14 protein-coding genes and 3 tRNA genes are annotated in these 19,796 nt (G+C 31.9%); 10 read left to right on the forward strand and 7 right to left on the reverse strand.

Annotated elements, in window-relative coordinates:
• Nucleotides 1-150 precede the first annotated feature (150 nt).
• The 7 genes from tsaD (at nucleotide 151) to L3X37_RS12330 (ending at nucleotide 6,216) form a co-directional block, all read left to right on the forward strand.
• The gene (gene tsaD, locus L3X37_RS12300) at nucleotides 151-1,173 is read left to right on the forward strand and encodes a tRNA (adenosine(37)-N6)-threonylcarbamoyltransferase complex transferase subunit TsaD (RefSeq protein WP_237240477.1); all 1,023 of its coding nucleotides are present in this window, start codon (nucleotides 151-153) and stop codon (nucleotides 1,171-1,173) included.
• A 31-nt stretch (nucleotides 1,174-1,204) separates the two neighbouring features.
• Nucleotides 1,205-1,663, forward strand: a complete 459-nt coding sequence (locus L3X37_RS12305) for a hypothetical protein (RefSeq protein WP_237240478.1) — start codon at nucleotides 1,205-1,207, stop codon at nucleotides 1,661-1,663.
• Nucleotides 1,664-1,675: 12 nt separating this feature from the next.
• On the forward strand, nucleotides 1,676-2,395 hold the full coding sequence (locus tag L3X37_RS12310) for a 16S rRNA (uracil(1498)-N(3))-methyltransferase (protein ID WP_237240479.1): 720 nt from the start codon (nucleotides 1,676-1,678) through the stop codon (nucleotides 2,393-2,395).
• 12 nt (nucleotides 2,396-2,407) lie between these two features.
• Nucleotides 2,408-3,049: a DUF4159 domain-containing protein gene (locus L3X37_RS12315; protein ID WP_237240480.1), complete on the forward strand. Its 642-nt coding sequence runs from the start codon at nucleotides 2,408-2,410 to the stop codon at nucleotides 3,047-3,049.
• 269 nt (nucleotides 3,050-3,318) lie between these two features.
• A complete protein-coding gene (locus L3X37_RS12320) occupies nucleotides 3,319-3,819 on the forward strand; it encodes a TrmH family RNA methyltransferase (RefSeq protein ID WP_237240481.1) in 501 nt (166 codons plus the stop codon).
• A gap of 120 nt (nucleotides 3,820-3,939) precedes the next feature.
• Complete coding sequence (locus tag L3X37_RS12325) at nucleotides 3,940-5,028, forward strand: AI-2E family transporter (RefSeq protein WP_237240482.1); 1,089 nt, start codon at nucleotides 3,940-3,942, stop codon at nucleotides 5,026-5,028.
• A gap of 6 nt (nucleotides 5,029-5,034) precedes the next feature.
• On the forward strand, nucleotides 5,035-6,216 hold the full coding sequence (locus tag L3X37_RS12330) for a THUMP-like domain-containing protein (RefSeq protein WP_237240483.1): 1,182 nt from the start codon (nucleotides 5,035-5,037) through the stop codon (nucleotides 6,214-6,216).
• An 11-nt stretch (nucleotides 6,217-6,227) separates the two neighbouring features.
• Here L3X37_RS12330 and L3X37_RS12335 read toward each other — a convergent pair whose 3' ends face one another.
• The 5 genes from L3X37_RS12335 to L3X37_RS12355 all read right to left on the reverse strand — a co-directional run bounded on the left by L3X37_RS12335 (nucleotide 6,228) and on the right by L3X37_RS12355 (nucleotide 10,850).
• Nucleotides 6,228-8,333 carry a hypothetical protein gene (locus tag L3X37_RS12335; protein ID WP_237240484.1) on the reverse strand — a complete coding sequence of 702 codons (2,106 nt, stop codon included), beginning with the start codon at nucleotides 8,331-8,333 and terminating at the stop codon, nucleotides 6,228-6,230.
• A gap of 111 nt (nucleotides 8,334-8,444) precedes the next feature.
• Nucleotides 8,445-8,518, reverse strand: a tRNA-Arg gene (locus L3X37_RS12340).
• 10 nt (nucleotides 8,519-8,528) lie between these two features.
• Nucleotides 8,529-8,603 (reverse strand) — tRNA-Pro (locus L3X37_RS12345).
• 21 nt (nucleotides 8,604-8,624) lie between these two features.
• Nucleotides 8,625-8,712: transfer RNA gene (locus L3X37_RS12350), tRNA-Ser, on the reverse strand.
• A gap of 89 nt (nucleotides 8,713-8,801) precedes the next feature.
• The gene (locus L3X37_RS12355; RefSeq protein ID WP_237240485.1) at nucleotides 8,802-10,850 is read right to left on the reverse strand and encodes an HD family phosphohydrolase; all 2,049 of its coding nucleotides are present in this window, start codon (nucleotides 10,848-10,850) and stop codon (nucleotides 8,802-8,804) included.
• 127 nt (nucleotides 10,851-10,977) lie between these two features.
• Here L3X37_RS12355 and L3X37_RS12360 point away from each other — a divergent pair, with 127 nt between their 5' ends.
• Together L3X37_RS12360 and L3X37_RS12365 are read left to right on the forward strand one after the other, a co-directional pair.
• Nucleotides 10,978-12,156: an acetyl-CoA C-acyltransferase gene (locus tag L3X37_RS12360; protein WP_237240486.1), complete on the forward strand. Its 1,179-nt coding sequence runs from the start codon at nucleotides 10,978-10,980 to the stop codon at nucleotides 12,154-12,156.
• Between the two features lie 133 nt (nucleotides 12,157-12,289).
• Nucleotides 12,290-13,039: a C40 family peptidase gene (locus L3X37_RS12365; protein ID WP_237240487.1), complete on the forward strand. Its 750-nt coding sequence runs from the start codon at nucleotides 12,290-12,292 to the stop codon at nucleotides 13,037-13,039.
• 54 nt (nucleotides 13,040-13,093) lie between these two features.
• Here the strand turns inward: L3X37_RS12365 and L3X37_RS12370 are convergent, their stop codons facing one another.
• Together L3X37_RS12370 and gyrA are read right to left on the reverse strand one after the other, a co-directional pair.
• The gene (locus tag L3X37_RS12370; RefSeq protein ID WP_237240488.1) at nucleotides 13,094-14,344 is read right to left on the reverse strand and encodes a tetratricopeptide repeat protein; all 1,251 of its coding nucleotides are present in this window, start codon (nucleotides 14,342-14,344) and stop codon (nucleotides 13,094-13,096) included.
• Between the two features lie 28 nt (nucleotides 14,345-14,372).
• Nucleotides 14,373-16,904, reverse strand: coding sequence for a DNA gyrase subunit A (gene gyrA / locus L3X37_RS12375; RefSeq protein ID WP_237240489.1), 2,532 nt, complete (start codon nucleotides 16,902-16,904; stop codon nucleotides 14,373-14,375).
• A gap of 250 nt (nucleotides 16,905-17,154) precedes the next feature.
• On the opposite strand from gyrA, the gene L3X37_RS12380 reads away from it, so the two are divergent.
• On the forward strand, nucleotides 17,155-19,704 hold the full coding sequence (locus L3X37_RS12380) for an ATP-dependent Clp protease ATP-binding subunit (RefSeq protein WP_237240490.1): 2,550 nt from the start codon (nucleotides 17,155-17,157) through the stop codon (nucleotides 19,702-19,704).
• Nucleotides 19,705-19,796 lie beyond the last annotated feature (92 nt).

Below are 19,796 nucleotides of genomic sequence, written 5' to 3' on the forward strand. Positions count from 1 at the left end.
GCCCTTAAAGTTACAATTTAATTAAGAATAAACTACTTTTGTATCTACGTATATTTACATATTACTAGATGCTTATTTTAAATAATACTGGAATATTTAAATCTCGATTATCGAGTCAAAATTAACAATTATTGTGCCTAATTTTTATTAATGTCTTCACAAAATATTTATATACTAGGAATTGAGTCTTCTTGTGATGATACTGCGGCTTCTGTAATACACAACGGTAAAATTTTAAGCAATGTTGTAGCGAGTCAAAAAATACATGAAGAATATGGTGGGGTTGTCCCAGAATTAGCCTCTCGAGCTCACCAACAAAATATAGTTCCTGTGGTGCATCAAGCTTTAAAAAAAGCTAATATTACTAAAGATGAACTTAATGCTGTGGCGTTTACTCGTGGACCAGGTTTAATGGGGTCTTTACTAGTAGGAACATCATTTGCTAAGTCTTTTGCTTACGGCTTAAATATTCCTCTAATAGATATTAACCACATGCAAGCTCATATTTTAGCCCATTTTATTGATGAAGAAGGGTTTGAAAAACCTCCATTTCCGTTTTTAGCGATGACTATTTCTGGTGGCCATACACAAATTGTAAAAGTGGATAATTATTTTGATATGACTGTTATAGGCGAAACCATTGACGATGCCGTTGGCGAAGCCTTTGATAAAAGTGGAAAACTTTTAGGTTTGGGTTACCCAGCAGGACCAGAAATTGACAAACGTGCAAAACTTGGTAATCCAAAAGCATTTCAATTTACAAAACCAAAAGTAAGTGGTTTAAACTTTAGCTTTTCGGGTTTAAAAACGGCTATTTTGTATTTTATTCAACGAGAAGTAAAAGCGAACCCTAATTTTATAACCGAAAACTTAAACGATATCTGCGCATCCATTCAATATACTATTATTGGTATTTTGATTGATAAATTAAAGCTAGCATCAAAGCAAACTGGCATAAAGCATATTGCTATTGGGGGTGGTGTTTCAGCAAATTCTGGAATTAGACAAGCCCTTAAAGATGGTAAACAAAAATTTGGCTGGACAACTTATGTACCCAAATTTGAATTTACCACCGATAATGCTGCTATGATTGCTATTGTGGGCTATTTAAAATATTTAGAAGGCGATTTTGCTAAACAGGATGTGATGGCTTCAGCACGATTGAAGATTTAGTTTTTGCCACAAATGCACGAATAATTCATAGATGAAATTTACTAAACCACATATTTATTTTTGGATAACTGCTATAATAATATTTATCGCTGGATTATTTACTTTTTCTGATAAAAATGCTTTAATTGATATTAACGTTTATGACACTTATTTCATTATTCATCTTTTTCATTTAATTTCCTTAATATCATTATTATATTTAATTGAAGGAAGTATTTATTGGGTTTTAAAGAAACTAAATGTTTGTTTAATAAATTGTTTAACGAAAATACATTTATTCTTTACAGTTGGTGGTTTATTAGTTTACTTTCTTTTAATGATAATTTTTGAGGATGATACTGAAGTTGAACCTGGAGTATTCAATGAAAGCTCTATTTTAGGTTGGGTGATTACAGTTATAATTTGTACTATTCTATTCTCTCAAATTCTTTTTATTTTAAATATAATTTTTTCTACCGTAAAACATTTTATATCAAATAGCAAATCTTAGTATATTCGTTTCATGCAACTCTTCTACAATCCAACCCTTTCAGAAAACACCATACAGTTTACTTTCAGCAAAGAAGAAAGTAAGCACATAGTAAAAGTGTTACGTAAAAATATTGGGGATACTCTATATATAACTAATGGAAATGGCTGGTTATTTAAAGCGGAAATTACCATGCCAAACATTAATAAATGTGTAGCAAATATTGTTTCAAAAACATTACAACCCAAACGAGCTTACAATTTACACTTAGCAGTTGCGCCAACAAAAATAAACGACCGCTACGAATGGTTTTTAGAAAAAGCTACCGAAATTGGAATCGATAGCATCACACCAATTATTTGCGATCACAGCGAACGAAAAATTATAAAACCAGAACGTTACCAAAAGATATTGCAATCGGCAATAAAACAATCATTAAATTGTTATTTGCCAAAACTAAATGAAGCTATACCTTTTAAAAACTTTATAAAACAAGAGTTTAAAGACGATTTATTTATAGCACATTGTGAAGAAACAGATAGAAAATCTTTAAAAAAACAGGTAAAACCAAATCAAAATACTACCATTTTAATCGGACCAGAAGGCGATTTTTCTGTTAAAGAAATAGAAATGGCGTTGTCTAATAATTTTATTCCTGTAACTTTGGGAGAAACCAGATTACGTACCGAAACCGCTGCTATAGTTGCTTGTCATTCTGTGGTGTTTATAAACGAAACCCATAATGGGCATTAATGTATTTTAAACATGAAATTATTTTTTTCTCTTTTCTTTGCTCTCTTTTTCTCATTCTCTTTCAGTCAAGATTTAGCAATCCTAAAATACAAAGGTGGTGGCGATTGGTATGCAAACCCAACAGCATTACCCAATTTAATTGAGTTTTGCAACAAAAATATAAACACTAAAATTAACCCAAAACCACAAACCGTTGAATTGGGTAACCCTGATATTTTTCAGTATCCGTTGCTCCACATGACAGGTCATGGCAATGTGTTTTTTAGCGATACCGATGCAGAAAATCTTCGTAATTATTTAATTTCTGGTGGTTTTTTACATATTGATGATAACTACGGCATGCAACCTTACATTACTAAAGAGCTAAAAAAGGTCTTTCCAAATCAGGAATTAATAGAACTACCTGCAACTCATAAAATATTTAATACAGCATATAAATTCCTAAAAGGCTTACCAAAAATTCATGAACACGATGGTAAACGTCCGCAAGCATTTGGTATGTTTTATAAAGGTAGAATGGTGTTACTGTTTACCTACGAAAGTGATTTAGGCGATGGATGGGAAGACCCAGAAGTACACAACGACACCCCAGATGTTAGAGAAAAAGCATTAAAAATGGGTGCTAATATTGTTAAGTATGCTTTTGAAAATTAAAAAAGTAGCCACAAATTCACAATTGTTTATGAAAGATTTATTGTTAACTTTTGTTGAATTCTTTTTTGAAAATATTTCTAATAAAGATGATTACACTTTAAAGGATTTAATTATAGTAATTCTAAAAGTTAGTGTATTCCTTTTGATATTAACTGTCATTTTATATATACTTTTAAATAAACAAGAAATAGTTATTATTTCAAATTAATAATTTTGATTTCGGAATAAAAACCAACTAAACAACAAACGACTAAACAAATAAACACCACTTGCAACTCACCCACTACAATACCAACTTTAAAAAACACAAATTTCCAATAACATTGGTTTGCGATAATGTTACAAATGCACCAAACATTGGAAGCTTATTTAGAATTGCCGATGCTTTTGGCATTGAAAAAATTATCCTTTGCGGTGAGCATATTGTACTTGGACGAAAAATGGCAAAAACCTCAAGAGCGACAGAAAAAGTAGTGAATTATGAGATTGTGGATTCAGCAACAAAAATTGTTGAATGCTTAAAAAAAGAAAACTATCAAATCATTTCATTAGAAATTACTAATTCCAGCAAACCCATTCACGCATTCAGATTTTCGAATAAAAACCCCATTGCTTTAATTATTGGTGATGAAAATTTTGGAGTTTCAGAAGCTATCCTAAAAATGTCTGATGCAATAATTCATATTGATATGTTTGGGCAAAATAGCAGTATGAATGTGGCGCAAGCTACCAATATTGCCTTTTATGAAATAACCAAACAGCTTTCCTAACGTTATTGCGAGGACAAAGGACGTGGCAATCTGTTGGTTTTTAAACCAATATTTTATTCAATTAAAAAATTACCTTAATTGTACTTATTTCTTAATAACAAATAATATTATATTTACTGTATGAATTCTAACACCATATCAAACGGTATTTTAAAAGCTATCGCCATTATACTCGGCATTGCATTACTGCTCTACTTTTTATACCAAATTCAATCTGTTATTGTTTACGTTGCCATTGCTGCGGTTATCTCATTAATTGGCAGACCAATTGTATTGTTTTTACGCAGAAAATTAAAGTTTAAAAACATTATTGCTGTTATTGTAACTATGGTTGTTTTAATTGGATTATTTATTGGTTTAGTAAGCTTGTTTATTCCTTTAATTATAGAACAAGGTCAAAACTTATCACTTTTAAATATTGAACAACTACAAGGCAAAATAGAAGATTTATACAGAGAAATAATTGCGTATTTTGATTTAAACCAAATTGATATTGAAAAATCGATTAAAGATTCTAACCTTTTATCTAAATTAGATTACTCTATTATTCCAAACTTTTTAAATTCAATAGTTAGTGGTTTAGGTAGTTTTAGTATTGGTCTATTTTCGGTATTATTTATTTCTTTTTTCTTTTTAAAGGACAGTAAATTGTTTGAAAATGGTATGCTTACTTTTATTCCAGATAATAAAGAATCACGTTGGAAAAGCTCTTCAACCAAAATTAAAGATTTACTTTCAAGATATTTTGTCGGACTCATTTTTCAAATACTAATTCTATTTATAATTTATACCATTGGGCTTTTAATTATTGGTGTAGAAAATGCGATTGTTATTGCTTTTTTATGTGCTTTGCTAAATTTAATTCCTTATGTAGGCCCTTTAATAGGTGGTTTTTTAATGATTACATTAACCATGACGAGCAACCTTGGCGAATCATTTAGCGATGTTATTTTACCAAAAACCATTTGGGTTTTTATTGTATTTATTATTGGCCAACTTATTGATAATTTTGGAAGTCAACCCATAATATTTTCAAAAAGTGTAAAGTCGCATCCATTAGAAATATTTCTAGTAATTTTAATTACAGGTATTCTTTTTGGTGTTATTGGTTTAATAATAGCAGTGCCTGCTTATACGGCAATAAAAGTGATTTTAAAGGAGTTTTTATCTGAAAACAAAATTGTAAAAAAGCTCACTAAAGGTCTATAATCTCTATTGAATCATTCTATTCTAAATACTGATATTCAAGAGTTTATAAATAGCAATTTAAATAGTAGTATTTCTAAATTACTTTTAAAAGGCATAGCTTTTAATAGTGTTGAAACTAAAGAGGTTGTCGAACAAATTGAGGCAAAAAAGCGTTGTGAAAAAAAATTATCGACGTGGTTTAATACTGAAAACATTTACTACCCAAACAAATTAAGCATTGAGCAAACCTCATCTGAAATAACTGCAAATTATAAATCTAGCTTAATTTCTGGCGACTCCATTATAGATTTAACTGGTGGATTTGGGGTAGATTGTTATTATTTTTCAAAACGTTTTAAAAGTGTTAAACATTGTGAGATAAACAATAAGCTTTCAGAAATTGTAAAACATAATTACAAGCAATTAGATATTCAAAATATAAAAACATGTTGTATTGATGGTATTGAATATATAAAAACTAGTAAAAAATTATATAATTGGATTTATTTAGATCCATCAAGACGACACGATAGAAAAGGCAAAGTCTTCTTTTTAAATGATTGTTTACCCAATGTTCCTGAACATTTAGATATACTTTTTAAACATTCAAAAAATATATTAATTAAAACTTCACCGCTACTCGATTTTTCAATTGGAATCAATGAATTAAAGCATGTAAAAACAATTCACGTTGTTGCTATAAATAATGACGTAAAAGAATTACTTTGGGTTTTAGAAAGCAACTATTCAGAAAAAATTTCTATTAAAACCGTAAATATTAAAAAAGATAAAGAAGAACATTTTAATTTTTTATTAGGAGAAGAAAAGCTTGCACAATCGAATTACAAATTACCACTCTCCTACTTATACGAACCTAATTCTGCTATTTTAAAAGCTGGTGGATTTCATTCTATTTCTAAAAAAATAGACGTTTTTAAATTGCATCAACATTCTCATTTATACACCAGCGAACAACTTTTAGATTTTCCTGGTAGATGTTTTAAAATTGAAAACATATTGCCATACAATAAAAAAGAATTGAAAAAAGAAGATTTTAAAAAGGCAAATATTACCATTAGAAACTTTCCAGAAACGGTTCAAGGCATCAGAAAAAAATTCAACATCAAAGAAGGTGGAAACCTATATTTGTTTTTTACTACTGATCTTGATGACAATAAAATTGTAATTACTTGTACTAAAACAAATTAAACACAAAAAACCTACTCAATACATGTTATTTTTTCTATAAAAAACGTTTTATAATCTATATGAGTAATCGCACTTGAGCCTTTTGTTCCTTTAAAGAATATTGATTTAATAGGAGAGGCTTTTAGATTTTGCATTTGCGAGTTAGACACCCTTCCTTTAAAATTAAAATTTTCGCAATCAATATTCCAAGAATGATATAACTTAATTGTTTGGTTATTTTCTAGTTGAATTCTTACTGAAGACCTATTACTTGTTAAATAACTAGCGCAACCAAGATTTTCTGATAAATTCAGAAAAACACTTGCGGTTTTACCTTGTTTATATAACTCTACAGTTAGGTTTTTATTTAATCTATAAAGATCTGTCCTAATTAATTGCTCTTTATAAAAATCATCATACTCATTAATTAGATATTTACAAGTATTTGGTTCTTTCGATTTTTTTGAAATAAGTTTTTCTGTTTCCTTAGATTTAGCAATAGAATCTCTTTGGTGTTTTGCCTTTTCTTCTGCCTGTTTGCGTGCTAACTCTTGGGCAGCCAAATGTTGTCTTTCTACTTCTTGATCTTTGGCTATGGAATCACGTTCACGTTTTGCTTTTGCTTCAGCTTGTTTGCGAGCTAACTCTTGAGCTGCTAAACGTTGCTTTTCGGCTTCTTTAACTTTAGTGATTGAATCCTTTATTTTAAGAGCTTGTAATGCTGCTTTTTTTCGCTTGAATTCTTCTTCTGCCAAACGTTGCCTTTCTAATTCTTGCACTTTAGTAATGGAATCTCTTTTACGCTTTGCTTTTGCTTCAGCCTGTTTGCGAACTAACTCTTGAGCAGCTAAATGTTGTCTTTCAAGCTCTTTGGCTTTAGTAATTGAATCGCGTTCACGTTCTGCTTTTTCCTCTGCTTGTTTACTTAACAACGCTTCTGCTGCCAAACGTTGTCTTTCTATTTCTTGAACTTTGGCTATGGAATCACGTTCACGTTTTGCTTTTGCTTCAGCTTGTTTGCGAGCTAACTCTTGCGCTGCTAAACGTTGCTTTTCGGCTTCTTTAACTTTAGTGATTGAATCGCGTTCACGTTTTGCTTTTTCCTCCGCTTGCTTGCGAGCTAACTCCTGAGCAGCTAATCGTTGCCTTTCGGCTTCTTTAGCTTTAGCGATGGAATCCTTTATTTTAAGAGCTTGTAATGCTGCTTTTTTTCGCTTGAATTCTTCTTCTGCCAAACGTTGCCTTTCTAATTCTTGCACTTTAGTAATGGAATCTCTTTTACGCTTTGCTTTTTCTTCCGCCTGTTTGCGAATTAACTCTTGAGCAGCTAAATGTTGTCTTTCAAGCTCTTTGGCTTTAGCAATTGAATCGCGTTCACGTTCTGCATTTTCCTCTGCTTGTTTACGTAACAACGCTTCTGCTGCCAAACGTTGTCTTTCTATTTCTTGAACTTTAGTAATGGAATCTCTTTTACGCTTTGCTTTTGCTTCAGCTTGTTTGCGAGCTAACTCTTGCGCTGCTAAACGTTGCTTTTCGGCTTCTTTAACTTTAGTGATTGAATCGCGTTCACGTTTTGCTTTTTCCTCCGCTTGTTTGCGAGCTAACTCCTGAGCAGCTAATCGTTGCCTTTCGGCTTCTTTAGCTTTAGCGATGGAATCCTTTATTTTAAGAGTTCGTAATGCAGCTTTTTTTCGCTGAAATTCTTCTTCTGCCAAACGTTGCCTTTCTATTTCTTGAGCCTTAACTATGGAGTCCTGTCTACGCTTTTCTTTTTGCTCTGGACTATTATACTGTATATCCTGCAAGCGCTTTTGCCTTTTTTCCCTCTCTTCAATAACTTTTTGTCTTGCTTTATCTTGGTAATCGTAGTAAAGATCCATCACTTCTTCAGAAATTACCAAATAATCTGAACTCACAACCCCAACCCAATCTTTGTATTTTACCCTATAATAATCTTTTCCTAAATAGCTTATAACCTCGCATTTTTGATTCTGTTCAAATTGAGTTATGGATTTTGATGTTTCCGTTGCATCTTCATATAAAGTTCCATCTTCGCTGAACTTAGTTGAAACATAAACCTCTTGAGAAAAGAGACTATTGGATAGAAAAATACAAATAAATAGAATTAGGTTTTTCATAGTATAATGTTGCTAAACTAGTAAATATTATAACTTGTTTAGGAAATAATTTTACAATTTTATTAAACCCAAAAAACAAAAAAGCCTCACTAAAAATAGTGAAGCTTTTTGTGAGCCCTGAAGGATTCGAACCTTCGACCGCCTCCTTAGAAGGGAGGTGCTCTATCCAGCTGAGCTAAGAGCCCTAAATAAAAGTCGGGGTGGCAGGATTCGAACCTGCGACCTCCGCGTCCCAAACGCGGCGCGATAACCGGGCTACGCTACACCCCGATTTAGTTATCTATATAATTGCGGAGAGACGGGGATTCGAACCCCGGGTACCCTTTTGGGGTACGACGATTTAGCAAACCGCTCCTTTCGGCCACTCAGGCACCTCTCCTTTTTAATGAACTTTGCAATAAAATTGCGGATGCAAATGTAATATATCATCTGTAAGAACGCAACTATTTATTTATTTTTTTGTAAAATTTATTCTGGATATTCAATACGCAAATGGTAAATATTTGCAAGCTTGTGTTTTAACACTTTTTTTATAGACTGAATCTCTTTAAAAGTAATATTTGCATTTAAAAATTGTCCTTCCTCTATTTGTTTATTAATTATATTTTCTACAAAGGCATCAATCTTTGTAGAGGTAGGCTCTTTTAAACTTTTTGATGCCGCTTCTACACTATCGCACATCATTAAAATAGCAGTTTCTTTACTAAAGGGTTTCGGTCCTGGGTAACTAAAATTTAATTTATCTACCTCTTTTTGTTGTTCTTTTTCTTTTTTATAAAAATAATAAACAAGGCTTGTTCCATGGTGCGTTCTAATAAAATCTATAACACGATCTGGTAAATTATTTTTTCGAGCTATTTCAATACCATCAATGACATGATCGATTATAATTTTAGCACTTTCTTTTGATGAAAGTTCATCGTGAGGATTAATTCCTGTAGATTGATTTTCAGTAAAATATGTTGGATTTTTCATTTTACCAATATCGTGGTAGAGCGCTCCTACTCTAATCAACATGGCATTTGCACCTATTTCGTTAGCAGAAGCTTCAGCCAAATTAGCTACGTTTAATGAATGATGAAATGTTCCTGGTGATTTATTTGAAAGTTCTTTAAGTAATTTTGAATTGGTATCTGATAATTCTAAAAGTGATACATCTGAAACTAATCCAAAAAGTTTTTCATAAATATAAATTAAGGGCTGTACGAATAAAGTTGCAAGTCCGCAAAGTACAAACCAAATAAACGTTTCCCATTTAATGGTTTCTACGGTGCCTTCGTGTATTACAAAAAAAGCAAAATAAGCAATGATATATATTAATGTAATTTGTCCAACAGAAATAAAGAGATTGGCTCTTTTATATAATTCTGAAACAGTTAAAATTGTAACTATACCAGCAATAATTTGCAGGAACATATACTCATAACTATTAGGTACTATAAAGCCCAATAGTAAAACAGTAATTACGTGTGCAAACAAGCCCAAACGTGCATCGAAAAATGCTTTAAAAACTAATGGCAAAATACATATAGGAACAACGTAAATATATTTAGAATTATAGTTTACAACTAATGTTGTAATAAAAACCATTAAAAGAATATTGAAAAAAATAAAGGTGACTTTAGTATTGTTTTCAAATACATCTGGCCTGTATTTTCTAAGAAATAATAACAGCATTAATAAGGCTAATGCCACTAGCAATGTATAAGCAAATAGTATCCAATTATAGTTTAATTGATTCCAAACCTGAGATTCGTACTCAGATTGTAACGATTTTAAAATTTGATATTTATCTCCTTCAATAACTTCTCCTTTGGAAATAATTAAGGTTTCTTTTTCAATACTTCCTCTGGCATAAACAATCTTATTAAACTCTTCTTGTAAAACTTTATCTGTGGTTGATTTATCAAAAGACAAATTAGGTTCAACTAAATCAAAAAACAGTGATACAAAACTAGTTTTATACTTTAATAAATTTTGATTTGAAAGCTCTTTATCAATAACAGCAACAACTTTATCTTGCTTTATTAAATTAGAAAACAGTGTTTTATTTTTCTCAACGCGGTCATCAAGTATAACTACAAGTTTGCTTTCTGAAAATTTATAATCTTCATTTAAAATACCAAATTGGTACAATTCTTTAATGATTTTATTGCCTGTGTTAAACAAATTATCTAAATCAAATTCAGCAATAGAATCTGTAAATATATTTTTAAATTGAGTTTGAAAAGCATTTGCTACTTTGGTTTCAACTGAGCTATCAATATTAAAATACAGAACTGCGTTATCTGTAATACTTTGCTTTTCTTTATTAATTTCTTCATCTGTCTTTTTAACAGCAAAGTTAAAAGGTGCATATAAATTTTCGGATTGCCAAGGTTTTCCTTTTTCAAAATTGTATTTAAACTTTCCGCTTTTAGGAAATAAATACACAATTAAAAATATTGTCCCTATAAACAATAATCCTTTATAGATTATAGAATGGTTTCGGTAAAGTTTATTGATTAAATCTTTCATTTAACATTTTCAATACTTCAAATGTAATAAATTTCTAATCCTTTTTATGTTTTATAATATTCTAATGATTACTTAGTTCTATTAAAAATTGATTATTTTCGTTGTGTTATAATTAAAGCATAAAAAAATGAGTAAAGAAGTTGTTATTGTATCGGCAGCAAGAACACCAATAGGTAGTTTTTTAGGTGCTTTGTCAACTATTCCTGCTACAAAATTAGGAGCAATCGCAATTAAAGGCGCTTTAGATAAAATTAACCTAAAACCTAGTTTAGTAGAAGAGGTTTTAATGGGTAACGTAATACAGGCTGGCACAGGTCAAGCTCCTGCAAGACAAGCTGCTATTTATGCCGGCATACCTAATACAGTACCGTGTACAACCATAAATAAAGTATGTGCTTCTGGAATGAAATCTGTTATACAAGCTGCTCAATCTATAGCACTTGGTGATGCTAATATTATTGTTGCTGGTGGAATGGAAAACATGAGTTTAATACCGCATTATTTATATACAAGAACAGGTATTAAATTTGGACCAACTACTTTAATTGATGGTATGCAAAAGGATGGGCTAGTTGATGCTTACGACCAAAATGCTATGGGCGTTTGTGCTGACGCATGCGCTAATAAATATGAGTTTTCTAGAAAAGATCAAGACGCTTTTGCTATTCAATCATACAAACGATCTGCTGATGCTTGGAATTCAGGTAAATTTGATAATGAAGTCGTTTCTGTTGAAGTTCCACAACGCAGAGGTGAGCCAATAATAGTAAGCAAAGATGAGGAGTTCACTAATGTTAAAATAGAAAAAATACCACAACTACGCCCTGCTTTTACCAAAGATGGTACAGTAACAGCTGCTAATGCATCTACTATCAACGATGGTGCTGGAGCTATGGTATTAATGAGTAAAGAAAAAGCTGAAAAGCTGGGTTTAAAACCTTTAGCAACCATAAAAAGTTATGCAGATGCAGCACACGAACCAGAGTGGTTTACAACAGCTCCCGCCAAAGCTTTACCTAAAGCATTAAGTAAAGCAGGAATTACAATAAACGACGTTGATTATTTTGAATTTAATGAAGCTTTTTCAGTAGTTGGATTAGCCAATATGAAGATTCTCGGGCTAAACGATAGTAATGTAAATGTAAATGGTGGCGCAGTCTCTCTTGGGCATCCATTAGGTTGTTCTGGCGTTAGAATACTTGTAACACTACTAAATGTTTTAGAACAAAACAATGCTAAAATTGGTGCTGCAGCAATTTGTAATGGTGGTGGTGGTGCATCAGCAATGGTTATCAAACGCTCATAAAGTTATATGTTTTTTTGTTATTATTTATTGATTATGAAATACGTTATTAAATTTTTTATTGGTGAAACGAAAAACATTTTTTTCTGATACTTGCTTAAATAATTAATAGTAATGGTTAATAGAAAATAACTTTATGCAATACGGAATTTGTAATTTAAGCATTGTTTCTCTGCGATTTGAACCTTCGAATAAAAGTGAGCTTGTTTCTCAGGTTTTATATGGAGATTATTTTAAAGTTTTAGAACAACGAAAATTTTGGAGTAAAATTCGACTTGCTTTTGATAAATATGAAGGTTGGATAGATAATAAACAATTCATTAAAATTACTGAAGAGCAATTTAAAGCCTTAGACCAAGAGACTCTCAAACTTTCAGCAGATTTAGTAGAATTTGTTCAAGATAAAAATGAGCAATTACACTCAATTTCTTTAGGCTCATTACTTAACGGTTTATCAATTTTAAACCATCATTTTGATGGCAATCTAGTTTCAGGAGTTTCATCAAAAAACAATCTGATTAATACGGCTTTTTTATATTTAAACACACCCTATCTACATGGAGGTAAAACACCTTTTGGTATCGATTGCTCCGGTTTTACACAAATGGTTTACAAACTTAATGGTTTTAAATTATTAAGAGAAGCCTCGCAACAGGCTACTCAAGGAGAAGCTTTAAGTTTTATTGAAGAAAGTGAACCTGGCGATTTGGCTTTTTTTGATGATAACGAAGGCGTAATTACCCATGTTGGTATTATAATGAAAGATAATTATATTATTCATGCTTATGGTAAAGTAAGAATTGATAGGCTAGATCATTCTGGAATTTATAATATCGATGAAAAAATACATACCCATAAACTGAGGGTTATAAAAAAAGTGATATAAAAAAAAGTCGCAAATTGCGACTTTTTTTTATATAGATTATAACTATATGTATTATTAGTTTCCACCCTCCATGGCTTCAACTCTTTCTTTCATGGCCTTAAATTTATCTGTTTCTCCTAAAACACTATAAATATTCATTAACGTTTTAGCGGCATTTATATTTTTTGAATCAATACTTAATGCTTTATCTAAATAAGGTACTGCAGTTTTGTATAAATCTTGACGCGCTTCACGCAACTCATCATAACGTTTATCATCAGCAGCTGAGGTTCCTAAGCCATTCATTTCATCAACAATAGCTTTCTCACTATTTAAAATCAATGCAGACATATTAATGTAAGCGTTAATGTAGTTAGGGTCTAACTCTATTACTTTGTCATAATATTTTTTTGCAGCCTCATTATCGCCTGATTCACCAGCAATTACTCCTAAATTATATTGCAATTCAGCATTTTTAGGATCCTTTTCAGTAGCAATTTCTAAAAGTCTTTGAAACTCAGCTTTGTTACCCATTTTAAAATGCACATTAGCTTCAGTTAACAATAAATCAATATCGTCTGGAGTTTCTGCTCTAGCATCTTTAATGGCAGCAATAGCTTTTTCATTATCGCCATTGCTTACATAAATAAGTGCTATATTTTTAACAATCTCAGGTTTTTTTGATTCTGTTACTCGTTCTCCTGGTTTAATATGCGTTTTTGTTTTTACATATAAATCGCGTGTAGCTTTATCGAAAACTTCTTCTTCTCCAGTTTCAGCATTAATTGCAAAATATTCTTTTTGAATGCCTGTATATTCTAATGTTTTAAGTTCTTCGTATAATTTTAATGCGCGGTCATATTCTTTAACATTTACAGCTGTAGCTGCAGCATAATAAAGAAATAAAGTATCTCTCTTAGACATTTTGTATGCATGCTCAAAATATTTAGAAGCTGTTGAAAAATCTTTTGCTTCGTAAGCCTTGTTCCCTTTTTTTAAGACACCATTTGTCATGTTCTGTTTTAGTTCACCTACCTCTGCGACATAAGCGTCTTTTACATTTTCTAAACTCTCTAAAGCTTTATCAATATCTTGCATTGAGCCTGCTCCATTTGCATAAAACGCTTGACCCAATAAGTAATAATATTTTGCCTTGCTTTTGTTGTCCATGGAAGACATTAAAGCTTTGGCTTGATTTAAAGCTGCTTTGGCTTCTGCAAAATTGCTTCCTTTAATAGCTTTCTCTGCAGATTTCAATTCTTTTTTTTGCGCAAATGAAAATGCACTTATTGAAAAAGCTAAAGCTATGATTAATTTTTTTTTCATTGTATTAATAATATTTAGTTAATTGTCCTTAATTATTTTCGTTAATGGTATTATCAAGAGTTGTGCCATCTTCAGAATCATTAATATTTTCGGTTGTTTGAACATCTTCAACTTCTTCTTCATCATGCATCACTTTAGCAACAGCAGCAATAGAATCACTTCCTTTAAGGTTAATTAGCTTAACACCTTGAGTGGCTCTTCCCATAACTCTTAAATCTTTAACTGCCATTCGGATAGCTATTCCAGATTTATTGATAATCATTAAGTCGTCATCATCCGTTACATTTTTAATAGACACTAAGTTACCTGTTTTTTCTGTAATAGAAATGGTTTTCACGCCTTTTCCGCCTCTATTGGTAACTCTATAGTCTTCTAAACTAGAACGTTTACCATAGCCATTCTCTGAAACTACAAGAATATTACTTTCCATATCATCAACAGCTATCATACCTACAACTTCATCTGTTTTCTCGTCTTGTAAACGAATGCCACGAACTCCAGAAGCATTTCGTCCCATAGGTCTGGTTTTAGCTTCTTCAAAACGAATGGCTTTACCAGATTTTAATGCTAGCATGACTTGACTTTCGCCAGTGGTTAACTTCGCTTCTAATAAAACATCATCTTCTTTAATAGTAATTGCATTAATTCCGTTAGTTCTTGGGCGTGAATATTGTTCTAAAGAGGTCTTTTTAACCTGACCTTTTTTAGTGGCCATAATAACATAATGATTATTAATGTAATCTTCATCTTTTAAATCTTGAGTACAGATAAATGCCATAACTTTATCATCCTGCTCAATGTTTATAAGATTTTGAATCGCTCTTCCTTTTGAGGTTTTGCTGCCTTCTGGAATTTCGTAAACACGCATCCAAAAACATTTTCCTTTTTGAGTGAAAAACAACATATATTGGTGATTTGTACCTACAAACAAGTTCTCTAAAAAATCTTCGTTACGAGTAGTTGATGCTTTTTGGCCAACACCGCCTCTATTTTGTGTTTTATATTCTGTAAGCGAAGTGCGTTTAATATATCCTGCGTGAGAAATAGTAATAACCACTTTTTCGTTAGGAATCATATCTTCTATACTTAAATCGCCTCCTGCATATTCGATAGTCGAACGACGCTCATCGCCATATTTATCTCTTACAACTTCCAATTCAGACTTAATAATATCCATTCTGCGCTCTTTTTTATCTAGAATGTCTTTTAAATCTTCAATGGTTTTCATTAACTCATCATATTCAGAACGAAGCTTATCTTGCTCTAAACCTGTAAGTTGACGCAAACGCATTTCTACAATGGCTTTGGCTTGAATTTCTGAAAGTTTAAAACGCTCAATTAGTTTTTCGCGAGCTTCATCAGCATTAGATGATGCACGAATAAGCGCTATAACCTCGTCAATATTATCAGAAGCAATTATTAATCCTTCTAAAATATGTGCACGTTCTTCAGCTTTGCGTAATTCGTAAGTCGTTCTTCTAACAACAACTTCGTGTCTGTGCTCTACAAAATAATGAATAAGTTCTTTTAAATTTAATAACTGCGGCCTACCGTTAACTAACGCAATATTATTTACGCTAAAAGAAGATTGCAGTGCAGTATATTTATATAATTTATTTAGAACGATATTTGGAATAGCATCACGTTTTAAAACGTAAACAATACGCATACCGTTTCTGTCAGATTCATCACGAATGGTAGAAATTCCTTCTAATTTTTTCTCGTTTACCAAATCAGCCGTTTTTTTAATCATATCTGCTTTATTAACTTGGTATGGAATTTCTGTAACTACTATAGATTCACGACCTTGAACTTCTTCAATATTGGCTTTACCTCGTATTACTATACGCCCTCGACCTGTTTGAAAAGCTTCCTTTACGCCATCGTATCCATAAATAGTTCCACCAGTAGGAAAATCTGGCGCTTTTACATGCTGTATAAGCTCATCTATTTCAATATTAGTATTATCAATATATGCAATAGTGCCATTTACAACTTCCGTTAAATTGTGTGGCGGCATATTCGTTGCCATACCTACAGCAATCCCAGAAGCGCCATTTACTAAAAGTCCAGGAATACGTGTTGGAAGCACAGTTGGTTCTTGTAGCGTATCATCAAAATTTAATTTATGATCTACGGTTTCTTTTTCTATATCTGCAAGCATGTCTTCAGATATTTTTCGCATACGTGCCTCGGTATAACGCATTGCTGCAGGACTATCACCATCAATAGAACCAAAGTTACCTTGTCCATCTACTAACATGTAACGCAAACTCCATTCTTGCGCCATACGAACCATAGCATCATAAACTGAAGTATCTCCGTGTGGATGATACTTACCCAAAACTTCTCCTACAATTCTTGCAGATTTTTTATGTGCTGAATTTGCTCTAACACCCAATTCGTGCATACCGTATAGCACGCGTCTATGAACTGGCTTTAAACCATCTCTTACATCGGGTAAAGCACGTGACACAATGACCGACATTGAGTAATCAATGTAAGCCGATTTCATCTCATCTTCAATATTAATAGGAATCAATTTTTCTCCTTCTGCCATAAATATTTTAATTAAGTTTTAGTGAGTATTTCAAAACATGCTAATATAAAACTTTCAATAGTCATAGTAAGACTTTCAATCGTATTTTTTCATGTTTTTTATTAACAATTTCGTCCCCTTTTTTAGTTAATAAGTATGCGCATTAAAATTTTGATTTTATAAAGATTTTTTCGTCAATTAGCAATTTAAGGAACGGTTTTTGAATTTAATAAACTATTATTATTATTTTTAATGCAGAAAGGAACAAGTTATGGATGATAATTTTTCACCAAGAGTAAAAGATGTAATTGCTTATAGTAAAGAGGAAGCATTGCGTTTGGGTCACGATTTTATTGGTACCGAACACTTAATGCTTGGACTTTTGCGCGATGGAGATGGTAAAGCTATTAACATACTAAATGCTTTAGAAATTGATTTGAATCATTTAAGGCGAAAAGTAGAAATTTTAAGTCCTGCTAACCCAAATATTACGATAGCTTCAAATCAAAAAAAGAATTTGCACCTTACTAGACAGGCAGAACGCGCTTTGAAAACTACGTTTTTAGAAGCTAAATTATTTCAAAGTTCTTCTATAAATACTGCGCACCTTTTGCTTTGCATTTTAAGAAATGAAAACGACCCAACTACTAAGCTTTTAAATAAGCTTAAAATCGATTACGATAATGTTAAAGAACAATTTAAACATATGATTACTAACGATAGCGATTATATAGAACCCAAAGCAGAATCTTTTCAAGATGATGATTCAGGCTCGCAAGAAGATACTCCTAAAGATAATATCTTTAATACCCCAACTGGAAAAACCAATAAAAAATCTAAAACGCCTGTTTTAGATAATTTTGGTAGAGACTTAACCGCTTTAGCAGACGAAGGAAAACTAGATCCTGTTGTTGGTAGAGAAAAAGAAATACAGCGTGTCTCTCAAATATTAAGTAGAAGAAAAAAAAATAATCCCCTTTTAATTGGAGAGCCTGGAGTTGGTAAATCTGCCATTGCTGAAGGTTTAGCGCTGCGTATTGTAAAACGAAAAGTATCACGTATACTTTTCAATAAGCGCGTAGTAACTTTAGATTTAGCAAGCTTAGTGGCTGGCACAAAATATCGCGGTCAGTTTGAAGAGCGCATGAAAGCCGTGATGAATGAGCTTGAAAAGAATGACGATGTCATTCTTTTTATTGACGAAATTCATACCATTGTTGGTGCTGGTGGCGCTACCGGAAGCTTAGACGCTTCAAACATGTTTAAACCTGCTCTAGCCAGAGGTGAAATTCAATGTATTGGAGCAACAACACTTGATGAGTATAGGCAATATATCGAAAAAGACGGTGCTTTAGAGCGCCGTTTCCAGAAGGTTATTGTTGAACCAACAACAGTTGAAGAAACTATTGAAATACTTAACAATATAAAAGGGAAATACGAAGAACATCACAACGTAGATTACACACCTGAAGCCATTGAAGCTTGTGTAAAACTAACAAATAGATATATGACAGAACGCTTCTTACCAGACAAAGCTATTGATGCTTTAGATGAAGCTGGATCGCGTGTTCATATCACAAACATAGATGTTCCTAAACAAATCTTAGAACTCGAAAACAAGCTTGAAAAAGTTAAAGAGACTAAAAATTCTGTTGTTAAAAAACAAAAATATGAAGAAGCAGCAAAACTTAGAGATGATGAAAAACGCATCGAAAAAGAATTAGCAACTGCTCAAGAAAAATGGGAAGAAGAAACTAAACAACATCGCGAAATAGTTAGTGCAGATAATGTAGCCGACGTAGTTTCTATGATGACTGGTGTACCAGTAAACAGAATTGCACAAACCGAAATTAATAAACTTGCCGAATTACCAAACTTAATAAAAGGAAAGGTTATTGGTCAAGATGAAGCTGTAACTAAAGTTGTTAAAGCTATTCAGCGAAATCGTGCCGGACTTAAAGATCCTAATAAGCCAATTGGGTCATTTATATTTTTAGGTCAAACAGGTGTTGGAAAAACACAACTAGCTAAAGTATTATCACGTGAATTATTTGATAGCGAAGACTCTCTTGTTAGAATTGACATGAGCGAATACATGGAAAAATTTGCCATTTCCAGATTAATTGGTGCACCTCCAGGATACGTAGGTTACGAAGAAGGCGGACAATTAACTGAAAAAGTAAGACGTAAACCTTATGCTGTTATTCTTTTAGATGAAATTGAAAAAGCACATCCCGATGTATTTAACATGCTATTACAAGTGCTAGACGATGGCTATTTAACCGATAGTTTAGGTAGAAAAATTGATTTTAGAAATACTATTATTATTATGACATCAAATATTGGTGCTCGTAAATTAAAAGATTTCGGCACTGGGATTGGTTTTGGAACGGCTTCGCAAAAAGCACAAGAAGATGCAAATGCAGTAAAGATTATTGAAAACGCACTTAAAAAATCATTCGCGCCAGAGTTTTTAAATAGAATTGATGATGTTGTTGTATTTAATGCTCTTGAAAAAGAAGATATCAATAAAATTATTGATATTGAGTTAGAGAAACTATTAGTTAGAATTAAAGATTTAGGCTATATATTAAAACTCAGCAAAAGTGCCAAAGATTATATAGCAGATAAAGGTTTTGATAAGCAATATGGAGCAAGACCTTTAAAAAGAGCTATTCAAAAATATATTGAAGATGCCTTAGCTGAAGAAATCATTTCTTCAAATGCAGAGGAAGGTGATAAAATAAGTATAGATTTAGACAAAAAATCAAACGAACTTAAAATTTCAATAGAAAAAGCTGAAAAGCCTACAGAATCTTAATCTTTAAAACACATTAACACTTTTAAATCCTACAATCTTTATGACTGTGGGATTTTTTTTATTAAAACTGTAACAAATCAAAATATTACCAA

Origin of the sequence: Wocania arenilitoris (assembly GCF_021728535.1) — a bacterium.
Classification (GTDB): domain Bacteria; phylum Bacteroidota; class Bacteroidia; order Flavobacteriales; family Flavobacteriaceae; genus Wocania_A; species Wocania_A arenilitoris.